Source organism: Arenibaculum sp. (genome assembly GCF_035998295.1).
In the GTDB taxonomy this organism is placed as follows: Bacteria; Pseudomonadota; Alphaproteobacteria; order Azospirillales; family Azospirillaceae; genus DASYHS01.
In genome coordinates this window covers 59,015-78,323 of the sequence record NZ_DASYHS010000145.1, presented here as the reverse complement: position 1 = coordinate 78,323, position 19,309 = coordinate 59,015, and the positions used below count along the sequence as shown (strand labels likewise).

Here is a 19,309-nt window from a genome sequence, read left to right as displayed (position 1 = left end):
ACCGCCTCCTTCAGGTGGCCGAGCGCCTCGTCGAGCAGGCGGTCGTCGCCGGTCTCGATCAGCGCCTGGGCCAGCGCCCCGCGCAGGAGCGGGGATTCCGGCAGCAGCGCCACCGCCCGCCGGTAGGGCTCCAGCGATTCCGCGACGCGGCCGTTCTCCAGCAGGACCTGGCCCTTCAGCTCGTGGAAGAAGGGGTTCTCGGGCTCGTCCGCGATCAGCCCGTCGATCAGCGGCAGGGCGCGGGCGATGTCGCCGCGCTGGTAATAGGCGAGGGAGCGCCCGTAGCGCGCCGCGATCGAGGGATCGTTCTCGTCGAACCGCCGCAGGGCCTGCACCGGGTTGATGTAGCCGAACAGCTTCGCCTTCATGCGGTCGTGCATCTCCACGAAGTCGGGTGGAAACGGCTTGTCGGACAGCGGCGACCGCTCGACATGGGCGCGCACGGCCTCGATGCGGTCGCGGGTCAGGGGGTGGGTGCGCACGAACTCGACCTGACGGTCGGTCGGCAGCAGCTCCTGGTCGGCGAGCTCGTCGAAGAAGCGGAGCAGCCCGCGGGCGGAGAACCCCGACCGGTCGAGATAGGAGAGCGCCGCCTGGTCGGCGGAGGATTCCTGCGTCCGCGTGAAGGCGAGGAAGGACCGGCGCGCCATCTCGTTGCCGCCGCCGACGATCACCGCCGCCGCGCCGGCCTCACCGGTCGCGAGCGCAGCGCCGATGCCGAGCAGCGTGGTCAGGATCGCCTGGGCGGAAGCACCCTCCATCGCGTCCCGGCCGCGGACGAGATGGCCGCCGGCGATGTGGCCGATCTCGTGCGCGAGCACGCCGATCAGCTCGCCCGCACTCTCCGTCTCCATCAGCAGCCCGGTGTGGATGAAGAGGTTCATGCCGCCGGCGACGAAGGCGTTGACCGAGCTGTCCTTCACCATCTCGATCTGCACCGCGTCGCCGTCGATGCCGGCGGCTTCGAATAGTGGTTGCGCATAGGTCCTGATGGTATGTTCGATCTCGGCGTCGCGGATGAACTGCAGACGTCTCTGCTGCGCTTCGACGGGCGTGGCCGCCGCGACCACGAACAGAACGGCCAGCAGGCCGCCCGCCACCATCGATCTCAAGGTTCTCCGCATCATCATGCCGTTCCCGATCAAGCATCGCCCAGGGTACGCCGGGCCAGCATACACACGAATCTGGCAACGGATTGGCGCAATTGCGATTGCGGCGCTGGCGACATCCGCCTGCGTCACCGCCTCGGACCCGACCGGGGCCTCGGTGACGATCCAGGCCGGCGTGGCCGCCGACGACCCCAAGGCGGCGCTGGTCGGACGGGACATCCTGGCGGCCGGCGGCAACGCCGTGGACGCCGCGGTCGCCATGACGATGACCATGGCCGTGACCCTGCCGGCCCGCGCCGGCCTGGGGGGCGGCGGCGTCTGCCTGGTCCACGACAGGGCCGGCAAGCGGACGCGGGCGCTGGACTTCCTGCCGCGCGAGGGCGGCACGCGGGGAGCCGTTCCCGGCACGCCGCGCGGGATCTACGCCCTGCACGCCGCCCATGGCCGGCTGAGATGGGAGGAACTGGTCGCCCCGGCCGAGACGCTCGCGCGCGGCGACCGGTCGATCTCCCGCGCCGCCGCCCTCGACCTCGCGGATTTCGAGGCGGTCGTCGCGCGCGACGGCGAGGCGCGGCGCATCTTCGCCGCCCGCGGCCGGACGCCGGACGAGGCGCAGCCGCTGGCCCAGCTCGACCTCGCCGCCACGCTGGCCGCGCTGCGCCAGCGCGGGGTCGGCGCCCTCTACGCGGGTCCGCTGGCGCAGCGCGTCGCCGACGCGGCCGGGCTGCCGCCCGAGGCGCTGCGCGGCTACCAGCCGCGCTGGGTCGAGACCGTCGGGACCGAGGTCGGCAACGACGTCCTGCACCTGGCCGACGTCGAAGGCAGCCGGCCGCTCCTGACCGCCTGGACGCAGGGCGTGTCCGACGCGCCCGACCGGGCGGTGCGGGTCGTCGACGCGCTCGCCGGGGGAGCGGACGGCGCCGGAGCGGGCGCGCCTTCCGCCGGGTTCGCGGTGCTGGACGTCTACGACCAAGCCGTCGCCTGCGCCTTCACCATGGGCGCGCCGTTCGGGACCGGGGCGATGGTGCCCGGCACGGGGCTGTTCCTGGCCCGGCCGACGGACGGGGCGGGCATCGGCGGCCCGGTGATGGTCACCAACGCCAATACCGGGGAGGTGCTGTTTGCCGCCAGCGGCAGCACCGGGCTGCCGGAGGAGGGGAACGCGGGCGCCGCGGCCGCGACGGTCACGACCTCCATCGCGCTGCTCGACCGCGGACTGCCGCCGGGAGACGCCATCGGCGCGATCCGCATCGCGCCGGCCGGCGACGGTGCGGTGCTGGTGGAGAGGACCGCGCCGGCGAGCCTGGGCCAGTCGCTCGGCCGGCCGGTGCGGGTGATCCCGACGCTGGGCCGGGCCAATGTCGTCCATTGCCGCCTGGAGCGCACCGACGGCAGCCGCGACTGCCAAGCACTCACCGACCCGCGGGGCTTCGGTCTCGCCCTGACCGGAGGCTGACCGATGGCCTTGAAGATCGCCGCGCGGGCGCAGGTCCCGCCGTTCTTCGTGATGGAGGTCCTGCGCGCGGCCAAGGAGCGCGAGGCCGCCGGCGAAGACGTGCTGCACCTGGAGGTCGGGCAGCCGTCCACGGGGGCGCCGAAAGGCGTGCGCGAAGAGGCGCGCCGCCTTCTGGAGGCGGACCGCCTCGGCTACACGGAGGCGCTGGGCGTGCCGCAACTGCGCGCCGCCATCGCGCGCTGGTACCGCGACCGCTACGCGACCGACGTGCCCGAGCGGCGCGTCGTCGTCACCACCGGCTCGTCCGGCGCGTTCCTGCTGGGCTTCCTCGCGGCGTTCGACATCGGCGACCGCGTGGCGCTGGCGGCGCCGGGCTATCCCGCCTACCGCAACATCCTGACTTCGATCGGCGTGCAGCCGATCGACCTGCCGACCGGGCCCAATTCCCGCTTCCAGCCGACGGTCGAGATGCTGGAGGCGCTGCCCGAGCCGCCCGACGGGCTGATCGTCGCGAGCCCCTCCAACCCGACCGGCACGATGGTCGACCATGCGGAGATGGCGCGGCTGGCGGCGTGGTGCCGGGACCGCGGCGTCCGGCTGGTCTCCGACGAGGTCTATCACGGCATCGTCTACGACGGTAAGGAGACCTGCGCGCTCGAGCACACCGGAGAGGCGATCGTCGTCAACACCTTCTCCAAGTACTTCTCGATGACGGGATGGCGGCTCGGCTGGATGATCGTGCCCGAGGACATGGTCCGGCCTGTCGAATGCCTGGCCCAGAACCTGTTCATCTCGCCGCCGGCCCTGTCGCAGCTCGCCGCCGTCGCGGCCTTCGACTGCGTCGAGGAGCTGGAAGGGCACGTCGCGCGCTACGCCCGCAACCGCGCCATCCTTCTGGAGGAGCTGCCCGCGGCCGGCTTTCGCGACCTGGCGCCCGCAGACGGGGCGTTCTACGTCTATGCCGAGGTGTCGGCCATGACCGACGACAGCGAGGCGTTCTGCCGGCGCATGCTCGCCGAGACCGGCGTCGCCGCCACGCCGGGCATCGACTTCGATCCGGCGCGCGGCCGGCGCTACATGCGCTTTTCGTTCGCAGGCTCGACCGAGACCATGATCGACGCCGCGCGGCGCCTCAAGGCCTGGCGACGCTGAGGGGGCCAGTCGCGTAGTGGCGGGAGGGTGAGGGGAGGCGTGGCGCTGCCCTCACCCTCCCAACCTTCGGTTGGGTCCCTCCCTCTCCCGTTGCACGGGAGAGGGGAAAGTCCGCACGGGCGGTAGACGGGGCCGTGGCGGCTAGCCGCGGCGCCACCAGCCGCGGCGCGTCGGGCCGGCAGGCTCCTCGACCGGCTCCTCGACCGGCTCCGGCGCGGGTTCCGGCGCCGTTTCCTGGACGACAGGAGCTTCCGCCTCGGCCGCGGCCTTCTTGCGCGGCGCGCGCTTGCGCGGCGCCTTCTCCTCCGGCTGCTTGACCGGCTCCGGCTGCTTGGCCTCGGCCGGAGCCGCCTTCTTCGCCCTCGGCTTGCGGGCCTTCTTGGGCTCGGGCGTTTCCTCGGCGACGACCTCCGGGACCGGGGCCGGGGCCGGCTCCGGAGCGGGGGCCGGTTCGGCAGCGGCTTCGGCCGCGGGCGCCGCCTTCTTGCGGGGCGCGCGGACACGCTTCGGCTTCACCGCTTCCGCGGCCGGCTCGGGTGCGGCTTCGGAGGCCGCCTCGGCTACCGGCTCGGCGGCGGGTTCCGCGGCCGGGAGGTCCAGGTCGGCGAAGATGTCGCCGAGGTCGTGCTCGACCGCGGGGAGGCTTGCGGCAGGAGCCGGGGCCGGAGCCTCGGAAGCCGGCTCGGCGGCATCGGGCGCCCGGCCCTCCGCGTGGTCCTCGTCGACGGCCGCCTCATCCTGGCGGATGCGGGCCCGGCGACGACCGCCGCGCTTGCCGCGACGGCGCTTCTTGCGCTGGCCGTTGGCGTCGTCGCCCTCGGCGCCGCCCTCGAACCCGTCCTCTTCGTCCTCGTCACCCTCCTCGGCGCCGAGTTCGGGGGCACCGGGTTCCGCGGCACCGGGCTCCGCGGCGGCCACGGGCTCCTGCACCGTCTCCTCGGGGCCGGCGGCCGGCTGCGCCTGCTGCTGGGGAGCGCGTTCGCCGCGATCCTCTCCCCGACGGCGGCGGCGGCGGCGGCGACGGCGCTCGCCGCGCTCTCCGCCCGCCTCGGCCTCGGCCTCGGAGGTCTCCTCGTCGGCGCTCTCGACAGCACCCTCGGCGGGGGCGTCGGCCTCCTCCTCCTCGTCGGCTTCCTCTTCCTCGCGCTCAAGCATGCGGTCGGTTTCGGCGCGGATGCGGTCGGTGTTGATCGCCGGAGCCGCGTCTTCCTGGGCGGTGCGCGCCTTGATGCGTTCGAGGCGGTACTCGGGCGGGGTCAGCTGGTCGTCGCCGAACAGGTAGACCCGGAAGCCGTAGCGCCGTTCGATGTCGGCCAGCGCGTCGCGCTTCTGGTTGAGGATGTAGAGCGCGATGCTGGTCGACACATGGATCGTGATCTCGCTCGACCGCTTGCGGATCCCTTCCTCCTCGATCGCGCGCAGCACGTAGAGGGCGGCGGACTCGATCGAGCGGACCATGCCGGTGCCGGCGCAGTGCGGGCACTTCTCGAAGTTCGTCTCGATCAGGGACGGGCGCAGCCGCTGGCGCGACAGCTCCAGCAGGCCGAAGGGCGAGATCCGGCCGAGCTGGATGCGCGCCCGGTCGTTCTTCATCGCCTCCTTGAGGCGCTTCTCGACCGACGCGTTGTTGCGCGCGTCCTCCATGTCGATGAAGTCGATGACGATCAGGCCTGCGAGGTCGCGCAGGCGGAGCTGGCGGGCGACCTCCTCGGCGGCCTCGAGGTTGGTCTTGTACGCCGTCTCCTCGATGTTGCGCTCCTTCGTGGCGCGTCCCGAGTTGACGTCGATGGCGACCAGCGCCTCGGTCTGGTTGATGACGATGTAGCCGCCGGACTTGAGCTGGACGACCGGGCTGTGGATCGCGTCGATCTGGCTTTCGACCTGGTAGCGGAAGAACAGCGGGATCGTCTCGTCGCGGTAGGGCTGGACCTTCTTCGCATGGCTGGGCATCAGCATGCGCATGAAGTCCTTGGCGGCGCGGTAACCGCCGTCGCCCTCGACCAGGACCTCGTCGAGGTCGTTGGCGTAGAGGTCGCGGATCGACCGCTTGATGAGGTTGGCTTCCTCGTAGATCAGGGCCGGCGCGGTCGACTGCAGCGTCAGCTCCCGGATGTTGTCCCAGAGCCGGAGCAGGTATTCGAGGTCGCGCTTGATCTCGGGCTTGCTGCGCTCCATGCCGGCGGTGCGCAGGATCACCGCCATCCCGTCGGGGATGTCCAGGTCGGAAAGCATCTCCTTGAGGCGCTTGCGGTCCTGGGGGTTGGTGATCTTCCGGCTGACGCCGCCGCCGCGCCCGGTGTTGGGCATCAGGACGCAGTAGCGCCCGGGCAGGGAGAGATACGTGGTCAGCGCGGCGCCCTTGTTGCCGCGCTCCTCCTTGACGACCTGCACCAGCAGGATCTGCCGGCGCTTGATCACTTCCTGGATCTTGTAGCTGCGCAGCGGCCGGGTCCGGCGGCGCTGAACGTCCTCCGCCTCGTCGCCGCCCAGATCCTCCACCGGGCCCTCGCCGGCCGGGACGGGCTCGACCCGCGGCGCAGTGCCGGCGTCGGCCGCCAGCTCGACCGCGGCACTTCCTTCGGGCGCGGCCGCCGGGGCGTCCTCGTGCTCCGCCCCGTGGGCGCGGGCGTCGTCGTCGCCGGCATGCTCCCGCTCGTCGGGATCGTGCCGCTCGCTCCGGCTCTCGGGCCGGAACTCGGCGGCCCGGTAGGTCGTTCGGTCCCCGGCGTCGTCGCCGTCCCCGTCCCGGTCGGCGTCGCTCCGGTCCGCGTCGGCCCGGTCGGCGTCATCGCCGTCGTCGTCGCCGCCGGCGGTGTCGAGCGCGCCGTAGTCGAAGGCGTCCGCGGCGTCCTCCGTCCCGGCGTCGTGGTCGCCATCCTGCCGGTCGGCGGGCGCCTCGTCCTGCATGCGCCGCCGCCCGCGGCGCCGGCCGCGTCCCTCGGAAGCGCCGATCTCGACGTCCGAGCCGATCGCATCGGCCCGCTCGTCGAGGGCCCGCTCCTGGGCGAGCAGGGCCTCCCGGTCCGCCACGGGGATGCGGTAATAGTCGGGATGGACTTCGGAGAACGCCAGGAAGCCGTGGCGGTTGCCGCCGTACTCGACGAAGGCCGCCTGGAGCGACGGCTCCACGCGGGTCACCTTGGCGAGGTAGATGTTGCCCTTGAGCTGTTTTCTGCTGGCGATCTCGAAGTCGAGTTCTTCCAGTCTGTTCCCGTTGACGACGACGACCCGCGTTTCTTCCGCGTGGGTCGCGTCGACCAGCATGCGCTTGGCCATATGTTCACCCCATGACGCGGCCAGCCTCCCGCGCGACTTACGATCGGCGGCGCGTCACTAAAATTTGCGAAGCGCGCGGCGCCTGCCCGATCCGATCGTCGTTCGGCGCTTTCCCACAGCAGCCAGTGACGGGTCCGGGCGAGGACAGCCGGGCTCCGGCCCCGAGGGGCCGCAACCAGCTTCGAGGTTTCTCCACAATCACCGCCCTTCCGAAGCGTCACAGCACCGGTGCGCCGCCGAAGAGTCGAAGCAGGCGGCCCGTTACCCGGGTGCGACGCCGCCGCATCCCACGAGAGCGGAATTGGCGGATGGCGGTTTGTCGCAAGGACACCATAAACGGCGAAATCCGCTTTCACAACGACAGAAATGAACACTTGCCGTTCGCGGTGGCATTCAGGAGGGCCCGCCGGACGGCCCCGCGCCGGCGTGGCCGGGCGGAAGGGCAGGGCGGGGTGTCTCCCATATGAGACAGGATCTCATGAAATCACCTGAGTGCATTGATTCTGCTGGCCTCCAGGGGTAAACCAGATGGATCTCCGGCGCGGTCGCCGGGCATTCCGGGAGATTGACGTCCTGCGCGTCCTCGTACTGACCGCCATCCTGTTCGCGTCGCTGGCAGCGCTCGTCTGCGCGCCGGGGCCGTCCGCGCGGGCGGCCCTCGGGGAGCCGGCAGTCGTGGACGTGCGCCTGGGCGTCCATCCCGACAAGACCCGCTTCGTGATGGAGCTGAGCGAGGCGGTCGACTTCAAGGTCTTCACGCTGCCCGACCCGTACCGGGTGGTCATCGATTTCCCGATACTGTCCTGGGCATCGGCGCCGGCGGCGGCGGGCGGCGGGATCGTCTCGGGCTGGCGCCACGGCCGGTTCGACGAGCGGACCATGCGCCTCGTCCTGGACGCGACCGGGCCCGTCCGCGTGCGCGAGGCCTTCGTGATCCCGCCCCGCGACGGCAGGCAGGCGCGCTTCGTCCTCGACCTCGAGGCCGCGAGCCATGCGGACTTCGCCCGGGAGATGAACCGGCCGCACGGCACCAGGGGCGGGGAGCCCGTGGCCGCCTCGCTGCCGCCCGTGCCCCTGCCACCACCCGCTCCTGCGGCTGCGCCGCCGCCAGTTCCCGCGGCTGCGCCGCCGCCCGTTCCCGCGCCGCCATCCATTCCGGAGGCGGTGGCGCAGGAGGTGGCCTTCTCGCCGCCGGCGCCGCCGGCGCGGCCGGCTGCCGAGGCGCCGCCCGAGGTCCTGGCCGGCATCCCGTTTCCGCCGCCCTTGCCGCCGCTGCGCCTGCGCGGCGAGTCGGCGCTGCCGATGATCGTGATCGACGCCGGGCACGGCGGCGCCGACCCCGGGGCGGTCGCGGTCACCGGCGAGTTCGAGAAGGCGATCACGCTGTCGGTCGCCCGCGAGCTGCGCCGCCAGCTGCTTGCGACCGGGCGCTACCGGGTCGCGCTGACGCGCAGCGACGACACCTTCATAAGACTGCGCGACCGCGTCGCGGAGGCCCGGGCGCAGAAGGCCGACCTGTTCGTGTCCCTGCACGCCGATTCCATCGACAGCAGCAAGTTCCGCGGGCTGTCGGTCTACACCCTGTCGGACACCGCGTCGGACCGGGAGGCCGCGATGCTGGCCGCGCGCGAGAACCGCGTGGACGCCATCGGCGGCATCGACCTCGCGGTCGAGAGCGACGAGGTCGCGAGCATCCTGATCGACCTCGCGCAGCGCGACACGATGAACCATTCGCGCCGGTTCGCGAACCTGCTGGTCGCGGAGATGAAGCAGGTGGTGCCGCTGGTGCCGCGGCCGCACCGCTCCGCCGGCTTCGCCGTCCTCACGGCGCCCGACATCCCGTCGGTCCTGGTCGAGCTCGGCTACCTGTCGAGCCCGCAGGACGCGCGGCTGCTGAGCCAGGCCGAGCACCAGAAGCGGGTGGCGCGGGGCATCGTCAGGGGCATCGACGGGTTCTTCTCCATCGCATTGGGGTTGAGCCGGTCGTGATCAGGACATAATTTCTGCTCAATGCGTTAGTCCGGACGACACGCCCGGCGGTGGGCGGAAACGGCGACGTGCCCGGCGACGGGCGGAGATCGGGATCGGGAATGCGTATCATAGTGGGTCTGCTGTCCACGGCCGTGGTGCTCGGCATCCTGGCGGTCGCGGGCGTCATAGGCGTGGTCTACCATTACAGCCGGGGGCTGCCGGACATCGACCAGCTCGCCCGCTACCAGCCGCCGACGGTGACCCGCGTGCATGCCGGCGACGGCCGGCTCCTGGCGGAGTACGCCTCCGAGCGGCGGATCTTCGTGCCGTTCGAGGCGCTGCCCCGGCGGGTCATGCGGGCCTTCATCTCCGCCGAGGACCAGAACTTCTACGAGCATCCCGGCATCGACTTCCTGGCGATCGCCCGGGCGATGGTCACGAACGTCCGTAAGGTCGCCAACGACGAGCGCCCGATCGGCGCCTCGACGATCACGCAGCAGGTCGCGCGCAACTTCCTGCTGACGAACGAAGTGTCGATCGCGCGCAAGATCAAGGAGATGATCCTCGCCTGGCGCATCGAGCAGGTCTTCGACAAGGACCAGATCCTCGAGCTGTACCTGAACGAGATCTATCTCGGCAACCGGTCCTACGGCGTCGCCGCCGCGGCGCTGAACTACTTCAACAAGCCGCTCGACGAGCTGACCATCGCCGAGGCCGCGTTCCTCGGCGCGCTGCCCAAGGCGCCGGACCGCTATTTCCGCAGCAACTACCGCGACCAGGCGGTCGAGCGCCGGAACTGGGTGATCGGGCGCATGGCCGAGGACGGCTACATCACGCCCGACGAGGCGCGGCTCGCCATGGCCGAGCCGCTGGAGTTCCGCCGCCGCGACGAGACGGAGACGGTCGAGGCACCCTATTTCGCGGAGGAGGTCCGGCGCGAGATCGTCGACCGGTTCGGCGAGGAAACGCTGTACGAAGGCGGGTTGTCGATACGCACGACGGTCGATCCCGTCCTGCAGCGCCATGCGACGCGGGCGCTGCGCGACGGACTGGTCGCCTTCGACCGGCGGAGCGGCTGGCGCGGGCCGGTGACCCGGTTCGAGAGCCTGCAGGACTGGCAGGGCCAGCTCGCGGCGCTGAAGGCGCCGGCGGGCGCGGAGGAATGGCGGCTCGCGGTCGTGACCGAGGTCGGCCAGCAGGCGGCGTCGATCGGCCTCGGCGACGGCAGCACGGCGGGCATACCGATGGAGGAGCTGCGCTGGGCGCGGCCGATCCAGGAGAGCGGCCGCCCCGGGCCCGAGCCGAAGCGGCCGGCCGACGTGCTTCGGCCGGGGGACGTCGTCCTGGTCGAGCCGCTCGCAGAGGAGGGCGCGGACGAGGCCGGGGAGGAGGCCAGGGACGGGGAGCCGACCGGCTACGCGCTACGCCAGATCCCCGAGGTCCAGGGCGGGCTGGTCGCCATGGACCCGCACACGGGGCGCGTCCTCGCGATGTCCGGCGGCTTCAGCGCCGACATCAGCCAGTTCAACCGCGCGACGCAGGCCCTGCGCCAGCCCGGGTCGTCGTTCAAGCCCTTCGTCTACCTGACGGCGCTCGACAACGGCTACACGCCGTCGAGCATGGTCCTGGACGCGCCCTTCGTGATGGACCAGGGGCCGGGGCTGCCGCTGTGGCGGCCGCAGAACTTCTCGGAGGAGTTCTACGGGCCGACGCCGCTGCGGGTCGGGATCGAGAAGTCCCGCAACGTCATGACGGTCCGGCTGGCCCAGGCCGTCGGCATGGACAAGGTCGCCGACACCGCCGAGCGGTTCGGGATCTACGACGAGCTGCCGGAGCTGCTGGCGATGTCGCTGGGCGCCGGCGAGACGACCGTGCTGCGAATGGTCACCGCCTATTCGATGCTGGTGAACGGCGGGAAGCGGATCGTGCCGACCCTGATCGACCGCGTCCAGGACCGCAGCGGAGAGACGATCTTCCGCCACGACGTCCGCCCCTGCGCCGGCTGCGCGGACGTGGCCTGGACCGGCGGCGAGGCGCCGGCGGTGCCGGACACCCGCGAGCAGGTCGGCGACCCGCGCACGATCTACCAGACGGTCAACATCCTCCAGGGGGTGGTCGAGCGCGGCACGGGGCGGGCATTGCTGTCGCTCGGCCGGCCGATCGGCGGCAAGACCGGAACCAGCAACGACTACGTGGACGCCTGGTGGATCGGCTTCACGCCGGACCTGGTGGCCGGCGTCTTCGTCGGCTACGACCAGCCCCGGCCGCTCGGCTCGGCGACGGGCACGACGGCCGCGGTGCCGATCTTCAAGCAGTTCATGGAGGCCGCGCTCGAGGACGAGCCGGCGATCCCGTTCCGCGTCCCCCCGGGGCTGCGGCTGGTGCGGGTCGACCCGGGGTCGGGCCAGCTCGCCGAGCCGGGCATGAAGGGCGCGATATGGGAGGCTTTCCTGCCGGGCACGGAGCCGAGGCCGGGCGAGGACCTCGTCCTGGACGGCAGCGGCGCCCGAGGGGTGCCCGAAGGGGCGATCCCGACGGCGGCGCCGGCGATGCCGGCACCGGCCGGGCCGGGGATCGGCACCGGCGGGCTCTACTGATGCGGGCGGCCCGCTTTCTTCCCGGGAAACGGCGAAACGGGCTTGGCCTCGCCGGCCCGAGGCGTTAAGTAACGGACCCGAACCGAACGCTCGAACGAAGGAGGCCGCCCATGCGCGCCGAGATCGAAGCAGCCGCAGCAGACGTCAGGGCGTCGCTGGCGCTGCTGAGGAGGCATCTTTGACTGGGATAACGCAGTCAGACGCCTCGACGAACTGAACTCCATCGCCGAAGACCCTAATCTCTGGAACGACTCCGACCGCGCGCAGAAGGTGATGCGCGAGCGGACCCATCTCGACACCGCGATCGGCGGCTATCGCGCGCTCGAACGCGAGCTGCACGACAGCATCGAACTGATCGAGATGGCCGAGGCCGAGGAAGACGACAGCGTCCGGGACGACGCCGAGCGGACGCTGCTCGCGCTCAAGGCGCGGGCCGCCAAGCTCGAGCTGGAAAGCCTGCTGTCGGGCGAGGCGGACGGGAACGACTGCTTCCTCGAGGTCAATGCCGGAGCCGGCGGCACCGAGGCCCAGGACTGGGCCGAGATGATGCTGCGCATGTATCTGCGCTGGGCCGAGCAGCACGGCTTCAAGGTCGAGTGGCTGGAAGAGAGCCCGGGCGAAGAGGCCGGGCTGAAGTCGGCCACGGTGCAGGTGAAGGGGCACAACGCCTATGGCTGGCTGAAAACCGAATCGGGCGTGCACCGGCTGGTGCGAATCAGCCCGTTCGACAGCCAGGCGCGGCGCCACACCAGCTTCGCGAGCGTCGCCGTCACCCCCGTGGTGGACGAGAAGATCGACATCGAGATCCTGGACAAGGACCTGCGGATCGACACCTACCGGGCGTCCGGCGCCGGCGGCCAGCACATCAACAAGACGGACTCGGCGGTGCGAATCACCCATTTGCCGACCGGGATCGTCGTGCAGTGCCAGCAGGAGCGCTCGCAGCACAAGAACCGGGCCAAGGCCTTCGACATGCTGCGCGCGCGCATGTTCGAGCTGGAGCTGCGCAAGCGCGAGGAGGCGGCGGCGGCGCTGGAGGCGACCAAGACCGACATCGGCTGGGGCCACCAGATCCGCAGCTACGTCCTCCAGCCCTACCAGATGGTGAAGGACCTCCGGACCGGGGTCGAGACCAGCCAGTCGCAAAGCGTGCTGGACGGCGACATCGACCAGTTCCTGGAAGCGGCGCTCGCCCACCGCATCAAGGGGCAGGGCGACGAGGAGGCGGCCGGCTGACGCCAGCCGCCTTCGCTCACTCCTTCTCCCCGCGCGCTTCCCGCGCGGTCACTTGCCGGCGACGACGCAGGCTCCGAACAGGGCGTTCGCCGCCTTTCCCGACAGCATGGACCAGAGGCCGCGCGGCAGTGCGCCGGCCGCGGCCTCGAGCGCCGCCACGATGCCCGCCGGCACCTGGGCGAACCGCACGCCCTTGGCGGCGATCACCGAGTGGACCTCCCGGAAGCCGACCTCGCGCATCAGCCTGCGCAGGTCGCCGGTGGTGTATTCGCGCAGGTGCAGCCCGGTCGCGACGTCGTCGAAGTAGCGCGACACGTCGTGGGGGCCGAGCAGCCGGTTCGGCGTGATGCACAGGTACCGGCCGCCCGGCTTGAGGGCGATGAAGATGTTGCGGAGCTGCTCCAGCGCGTCGTCGGGATGCAGATGCTCCATCAGCTGGTCGCTGTAGGCGACGTCGACGGAACCCGCGGGCACCGGGATGCTGGTGCCGTCCGACAGGCACGGCTCGACGTTCCGGGGCAGGTCGTTGCGGGCCATGATCGCGGGAGCCACGTCGACGGGGATCACCTTGCGGACATGGGGAGCGGCGGCGATGCTCAGGCGGCAGTCGCCGGCGCCGATCTCCAGCAGCGTGGCGTCGCAGCCAAGGAGCGGGCGGAGCAGGCGCAGCCGCCGCCTCACGCGCTCGGCATCGTTGTCGAACTTCTTGGCGAGCTGGGGGTGGTCGCCGACCGAGCGGAACAGCTCCTCGTAGCACTCGGTGTAGAGGCCGATCCGCATTTCTTTGCTTGCGCTTTTCAGGCGGTCGGCAAGTATTTTTTCGATCTCGTAATGGTATCGGAGGCGGTCTTCACTGCGGATTTCTTTCAGCGCCTTCAGGACTCGCTGGTGCGAAGCCCCCGAGATGCTGGTCATATTGCTCTCCAGCGAAATCTGATTTCAGTTGTTCTCCATGTTTACAATGATTGAGAGGGCAAGTATCGGCTGATTCCGTGTAGGTGCTGATGGAATCAGCGTTGATTCCATATTCCCCGTCTACTCCGCGGGTCGATGCTTCACCGCATCGGAGGGCGCTCGGGGCGGTAAGTCGTGATGGCGCGATGGGGAATGTCGATGCACCCCGCGGCAATTCGTGGGCGCCGGCCATGCCGGAAGTTTCCTCGACGACGCTTTCAGGAAGCTTCGCGATTCCAGCCGGATGCGGGGCCCAACCGGATGGGCCCCGCGCCCGCCCTGGCGGTTAGAACAGATCCGCTACAGGGGTAGTGTGCGACACGCCCGTAAGGGTGACCGACATGTCGTCGTGCTGGAGCACCATGTCGCCGTTGCCGTTCCGGGCGACGGTGAAGTCGGAGGTCTTCACCGAGGCGTCGAAGCGCAGCGCGTCCCTGCCGACCTGGAAGCCCTTGACCAGGTCGTCGCCATGATTCGCCGTGAAGGCGAACACGTCCCGTCCGGCGCCGCCGACCAGGATGTTGTCCATGCCGTTGTCGGTGACCGTCGCGCCGTCGGCGGTCCGGATCGTCAGGTTCTCGACATTGGCGGGCATGACGAAGGACCGGTCCCACAGCAGGACGGTGTCGGTGCCCTCGCCGGCCCTCTCGACGACGGCGTCGAGGGCGGAGCCGACGACGTAGGTGTCGTCGCCCTTGCCGCCGACCATGCGGTCGAGGCCCGAGCCGCCGTTGAGGAAGTCATGGCCGGTGGTGCCGTTGAGGGTCTGCGAGCCGGTGCCGGTCACGAAGCTCTTCGTCGGCGCGGCGCTCGTCTTCCAGGCGCCCGCGTCGGCGACGGGCACGGTCGATGCCGGCGGGTTCGCGGGCTGCTGGGGAACCGGGGCCGGAGCCGGCGCGGGGGCCGGCGTCGGAACCGTCGACGAGCCCAGCAGGGTGCCGAGCGAGGTCTTCGCATCGACGCCGGAGAAGGTGATCGAGCCGCCCGCATCCTCCAGGACGAGGTCGCCGGCAGCGTTCTTGCCGAGCTTCAGGCCGGACGCCTTGATCGAGGGGTCGAGGCGGATGAGGTCCTTGCCGACCTGGAAGCCCTTGATCAGGTCGTTGCCGTGATTGGCGGCGAACGCGAACACGTCCTTCCCGGCGCCGCCGGTCAGCATGTTGTTCATGCCGTTGTCGGTGACCGTGGCGCCGTCCCCGGTCCGGATCACCAGGTTCTCGACATTGGCGGGCATGACGAAGGACCGGTCCCACAGCAGGACGGTGTCGGTGCCCTCGCCGGCCCTCTCGGCGACGACGTCGAGGGCGGAGCCGACGACGTAGGTGTCGTCGCCCTTGCCGCCGACCATGCGGTCGATGCCCGAGCCGCCGTTGAGGAAGTCGTGGCCGGTGGTGCCGTTGAGGGTCTGCGAGCCGGTGCCGGTCACGAAGCTCTTCGTCGGCGCGGCGCTCGTCTTCCAGGTCCCGACCAGGTCACCCGGCGGCGGCGCCTCGGCCGGCGGCGCGGGAGCGGGGTCCTTCTGGACCGGGTCGGGGACCGGAGCCGGAGGGACGGGGGTCGGAGCGGGGGCCGTCGGCACCTCCACGCCGTTCGGGCCGGTCAAGGACGTGTCGAAGGCGCCCGTCTTCACGTTGCCGGTGTTGACGCTCACCGAGCCGGGCTGGGCGGCCAGCCAGTTGTCCTTCTGCACGATGTTGTCCACGAACTGCATGTTCTTGGACACGTAGCCGTTATTGTCGGTGCCGACGTTCACGACCGCGTAATAGTTGCTGTTGGGCTGAAGCAGGTTGGACGCGACCTTGCTGTCGATGCCGCCATATACGTTGACGGCATGCTTGGCGACGTTCGTGACCCAGTTGCCTTCGACCAGGACGTTCCTGGCTTCGTAGGTGATGCCGCTCGGGAAGGTGGAGCCCTGTCCCGTCGACCAGCCGCCGACCAGGATGCCGTCGGGGACGTTGTGGACGTAGTTGTCCAGGACTTTGACGTTCTGCGAACCGCCCTTCACCACGATCCCCGACAGCCCGCGGACGTCGTAGACCTCGTTGTTGGCGATGATGCTGTTGCGCATGTAGACGTTGTCGATCCCCTCCTGCGTCTGGACGTCGTACACCGTGTTGCCGGCGATGACGAAGTTGACGCTCTGGGAGGTCTTGATGCCGTCGATCGACTGGCCGTGGATGATGTTGTCCTGGATGACGACGTTGGTCGTCATGTTGGACAGGTCGTGACCGCCCTGGGTGAGCTTCACCCCTTCGGTGCCGCCGACCATCTCGAAGCCCTTGATGACGAGGTTGTCTTCGCCATAGGCGTGGAAGACCGGCTTGCTGCTCGTCGCGGCGACGACCTTGGCCTTGCCCGGGCCGTCGGCGGAGACCACCCAGATCGGCTTGTCGGCCGTGCCGCTCTTGCCGTCGAGGTTCACGTTCTCGTTGTAGGTGCCGGACTTGACCATGACGGCCGTGCCGGGTCCCGCGGCCTTCACGGCTGCCGAGATGGACTTGAAGGGAGAGGATTCGGACCCGCTGTTTCCATCGCTGCCGGACGGCGAAACCCAGAGATACTTGATCGGCTTGGCATCGACATAAGGAACGATGCCACGGGCCAGGGAGGTGATCTCGATTGCGCTATACGACATTGCTAACTCCAAGGTGTTCATCCCTTAGAGCTGACCCGAAATAGTTAATCCGTAATTAAGGACACTTTTTGTCCTAGCCTGTGACCAAATTGTGGCCGCAACGCCTTAATTTCCGCGTCCGACGGCCGGTATGCCCGTCTGAATTCAAACGCATTCAGTAAAAATTCTAAGGGTAAAATCCACAGTAGCGGCATGAATTCGTGTGTATTCGGCCTGCGCCGTTGCAATGGAAAAGCCGCTGGATGTTGACTTGTGGGGAGTTCTATTATATCCAGCGCGGCGTCAGGCGAGGCGGAAACGCCGGGATTTCGGCGCGTTCCCGATCCGGGGATGCCGGACGACGCAGCCTGGAGGCTCCGGCGCGCCCGTAGCGGAGGGCCTGTCGCGGAGGGGCGAAGCATCAACGGGAAGAACGACATGAGCGCAGTCTCGTCCATCGGTCGGGTCGGCCTGCCTGCCGGCGAGCGCTACCGGGTCCATCCCTTCTCGAAGGAGATCCGGGCGGCGATCAAGGCCCTGAAGCCCGACAACTGGCACGGCATCGCCTATCTGGTGAAGGACTACGCCGTCATCGCTTGCTTCATCGCGCTGCCCTATCTCCTGGGCTGGTGGGCGTATCCGGTCAGCGTCCTGATGATCGGCGCGCATCAGCGCGCGCTGTCGACGATCCTGCACGATTCGGCGCATGGCGTGCTCGCCGAGAACCGGGCCCTGAACTTCGTCCTGGGGACGTTCCCGACCGCCTGGGCGATCTTCCAGCGCCACTTCGCCTACCGGATATCCCACGTCCAGACCCACCATCCCTATCTGGGGCGGGTCGACACCGATCCCGACCTGGCCTTCTTCGTGGACGAGGGCGTCTTCACGCCGATGACGCCGCGCCGCTACATCTGGCGCACGGTGGTGCTGCCGATCCTGGGCTCGAAGACCTGGGCGTACATGAAGTACCTCGTGCGCAACCGCTACCGGTACCTGATGCTGCGCCTGACCGGCCGCGCCGGCGAAGAGGCGGCCGGCAAGCCGGCGTCGGCCCGGCCGACGACGTGGCGCAACCGCTTCGACAGCATCGGGTTCGTCGTGTTCTGGAGCACCGTGATCGGCGTCTGCGCCTGGTCGGGGCTGCTGCTCGAGCTGGTGCTGTTCTGGGTCGTGCCCTACCTGACCTCGTTCCACATCCTGGGATGGTTCATCGAGCTGTCCGAGCACTGCTCTTGCACCGTCGGGCGCGGGACGGACCTGTTCATGGCCCGCAACCGCAAGAGCCGCCACGTCGAGAAGTGGCTGACCGGGATCAACAACGACCACCACCACCTGGACCACCATCTCGACCCCAGGACGCCGTTCTGGCTGCTGCCGAAGGCGCACGAGATCCGGATGGCCGACCCGGACTACGCGCGTCACTGCGCGGAGACGGGCGGCCTGTTCCAGAAGGGCCCGGCCGGGGAGCCGTCGATCCTGTCCCTGATCCTCGCCCAGAACGGCGAGCGGCTGGCCGGCAGGGAACAGACCGCCTCCACCCCTGCCTCCGCCCCCGCCTCCGCATGATGCAGCATCAGGAAGGATGTGACCGATGAACGAGATGCCCGCCCGCATCGATCCGGCCGCCGCCAGTCCCGGGGAAGGGCTCCACCCCGAGACGGTCGTGCTGCACACGGGGTTCCGCTACGACCCCACGACCTACGTGACCACGGTCCCGATCTACCAGTCGAACGCCTATTTCTTCCCGAGCATCGACTACGCCTCGGACGTGTTCGACCTCAGGACCAGCGGGCGCACCTATTCGCGCCTGATGAACCCGACCTGCGACGTCTTCGAGGAGCGCATCGCGGCCTTCGAGGGGGGTGCGGGCGCGCTGCTGACCTCGTCGGGCCAGGCGGCGATCACGCTCGCGATCCTCAACCTGGCGAAGTCCGGCGACAACATCATCAGCTCCAGCCAGCTCTACGGCGGTACCTGGAACCTGCTGGCGCGCACCTTCGCACGCCTGGGCGTCGAGACGCGCTTCGTCGATCCAACCGATCCCGAGGCGTTCCGGGCGGCGACTGACGAGCGCACGCGCTGCTATTTCGGCGAGGCGCTGCCCAACCCGATGCTGGTGCCGTTCCCGATCCGCGAGGTGGGGGCGATCGCCCGCGAGATCGGCGTGCCGCTGGTGATCGACAACACGATGACGCCCTACATCTCGCGCCCCTTCGACCTGGGCGCGGACATCATCGTGCATTCGGTGACGAAGTACATCTGCGGGCACGGCACCGCGGTCGGCGGCGTCGTCATCGACAAGGGCACCTTCGACTGGCACCGCCACGCCGAGCGCTTCCCGCTGATGACCCAGCCCGACGAGGCGCACGGCAACATCCTGTGGCTCGAAGCGGTGAAGGGCCTCGACGGCGCGTACGGGCGCAGCCCCTATCTGCTGAAGATGCGCAACACGCTCCAGCGGGACTTCGGGGCGTGCGCCTCGGCCTTCAGCGCGTTCCTGTTCCTCCAGGGGCTGGAGACGCTGCCGCTGCGCATGCCGCGCCACTGCGAGAACGCCCGGCAGGTCGCGGAGATGCTTTCGGGCCACGCCAAGGTCCTGGACGTCACCTACCCGACGATGGGCGACGCCCGCATGACGGCGCTCGCGCGCGAGAACATGGGCGGCTACGGCGGTCCGATGGTCCAGTTCGAGATCGCGGGCGGGATCGAGGCCGGCAAGCGCTTCATCCAGAGCCTGCAGCTTATCTACCACGTCTCCAACATCGGCGATGCGCGCACGCTGGCGACGCATCCCGCCTCCACGACGCATGCCTCGGTCCCGCGCGAGGCGCGGCTGGCGGCCGGCGTCAAGGACGGGACGATCCGTCTGTCGGTCGGGCTGGAGCACATCGGCGACATCCTCGGCGACCTCGAACGCGCCCTGGGCGCGGCCTGAGGCGCG

At 69.9% G+C, this 19,309-nt stretch carries 11 protein-coding genes; 7 read left to right on the top strand and 4 right to left on the bottom strand.

What is annotated here, in order from left to right:
- A partial coding sequence (locus VGO20_RS14380) for a M48 family metalloprotease (RefSeq protein WP_327503054.1) occupies positions 1 to 1,130 on the bottom strand: 1,130 nt, incomplete at its 3' end.
- Positions 1,131 to 1,266: 136 nt separating this feature from the next.
- Here VGO20_RS14380 and VGO20_RS14375 point away from each other — a divergent pair.
- Both VGO20_RS14375 and VGO20_RS14370 read left to right on the top strand, forming a co-directional pair.
- Positions 1,267 to 2,565 carry a gamma-glutamyltransferase gene (locus VGO20_RS14375; RefSeq protein ID WP_327503053.1) on the top strand — a complete coding sequence of 433 codons (1,299 nt, stop codon included), beginning with the start codon at positions 1,267 to 1,269 and terminating at the stop codon, positions 2,563 to 2,565.
- Positions 2,566 to 2,568: 3 nt separating this feature from the next.
- Positions 2,569 to 3,717, top strand: coding sequence for a pyridoxal phosphate-dependent aminotransferase (locus VGO20_RS14370; RefSeq protein WP_327503052.1), 1,149 nt, complete (start codon positions 2,569 to 2,571; stop codon positions 3,715 to 3,717).
- A 141-nt stretch (positions 3,718 to 3,858) separates the two neighbouring features.
- On the opposite strand, the gene VGO20_RS14365 is transcribed toward VGO20_RS14370, so the two are convergent.
- Entirely contained in the window at positions 3,859 to 6,993 is a 3,135-nt protein-coding gene (locus VGO20_RS14365; RefSeq protein WP_327503051.1) for an Rne/Rng family ribonuclease, read from the bottom strand.
- Between the two features lie 528 nt (positions 6,994 to 7,521).
- On the opposite strand from VGO20_RS14365, the gene VGO20_RS14360 reads away from it, so the two are divergent.
- The 3 genes from VGO20_RS14360 (at position 7,522) to prfB (ending at position 12,797) form a co-directional block, all read left to right on the top strand.
- Entirely contained in the window at positions 7,522 to 8,982 is a 1,461-nt protein-coding gene (locus VGO20_RS14360; protein WP_327503050.1) for an N-acetylmuramoyl-L-alanine amidase, read from the top strand.
- A 101-nt stretch (positions 8,983 to 9,083) separates the two neighbouring features.
- A complete protein-coding gene (locus tag VGO20_RS14355; RefSeq protein ID WP_327503049.1) occupies positions 9,084 to 11,561 on the top strand; it encodes a penicillin-binding protein 1A in 2,478 nt (825 codons plus the stop codon).
- Between the two features lie 110 nt (positions 11,562 to 11,671).
- Positions 11,672 to 12,797, top strand: a protein-coding gene (gene prfB / locus VGO20_RS14350; protein ID WP_327503048.1) for a peptide chain release factor 2 whose coding sequence is annotated in 2 segments (ribosomal slippage) — positions 11,672 to 11,740 and positions 11,742 to 12,797 — 1,125 coding nt in all. Because the reading frame shifts where the segments join, the coding sequence is not laid out codon by codon here.
- Positions 12,798 to 12,845: 48 nt separating this feature from the next.
- Here prfB and VGO20_RS14345 read toward each other — a convergent pair.
- Positions 12,846 to 13,577 carry a class I SAM-dependent methyltransferase gene (locus tag VGO20_RS14345; RefSeq protein ID WP_327503047.1) on the bottom strand — a complete coding sequence of 244 codons (732 nt, stop codon included), beginning with the start codon at positions 13,575 to 13,577 and terminating at the stop codon, positions 12,846 to 12,848.
- A gap of 460 nt (positions 13,578 to 14,037) precedes the next feature.
- The gene (locus tag VGO20_RS14340; RefSeq protein ID WP_327503046.1) at positions 14,038 to 16,389 is read right to left on the bottom strand and encodes a right-handed parallel beta-helix repeat-containing protein; all 2,352 of its coding nucleotides are present in this window, start codon (positions 16,387 to 16,389) and stop codon (positions 14,038 to 14,040) included.
- Between the two features lie 417 nt (positions 16,390 to 16,806).
- Here VGO20_RS14340 and VGO20_RS14335 point away from each other — a divergent pair, with 417 nt between their 5' ends.
- A complete protein-coding gene (locus VGO20_RS14335) occupies positions 16,807 to 17,934 on the top strand; it encodes a fatty acid desaturase (RefSeq protein WP_327503045.1) in 1,128 nt (375 codons plus the stop codon).
- A gap of 25 nt (positions 17,935 to 17,959) precedes the next feature.
- Positions 17,960 to 19,303: an O-acetylhomoserine aminocarboxypropyltransferase/cysteine synthase family protein gene (locus VGO20_RS14330; protein ID WP_327503044.1), complete on the top strand. Its 1,344-nt coding sequence runs from the start codon at positions 17,960 to 17,962 to the stop codon at positions 19,301 to 19,303.
- Positions 19,304 to 19,309: the final 6 nt, after the last annotated feature.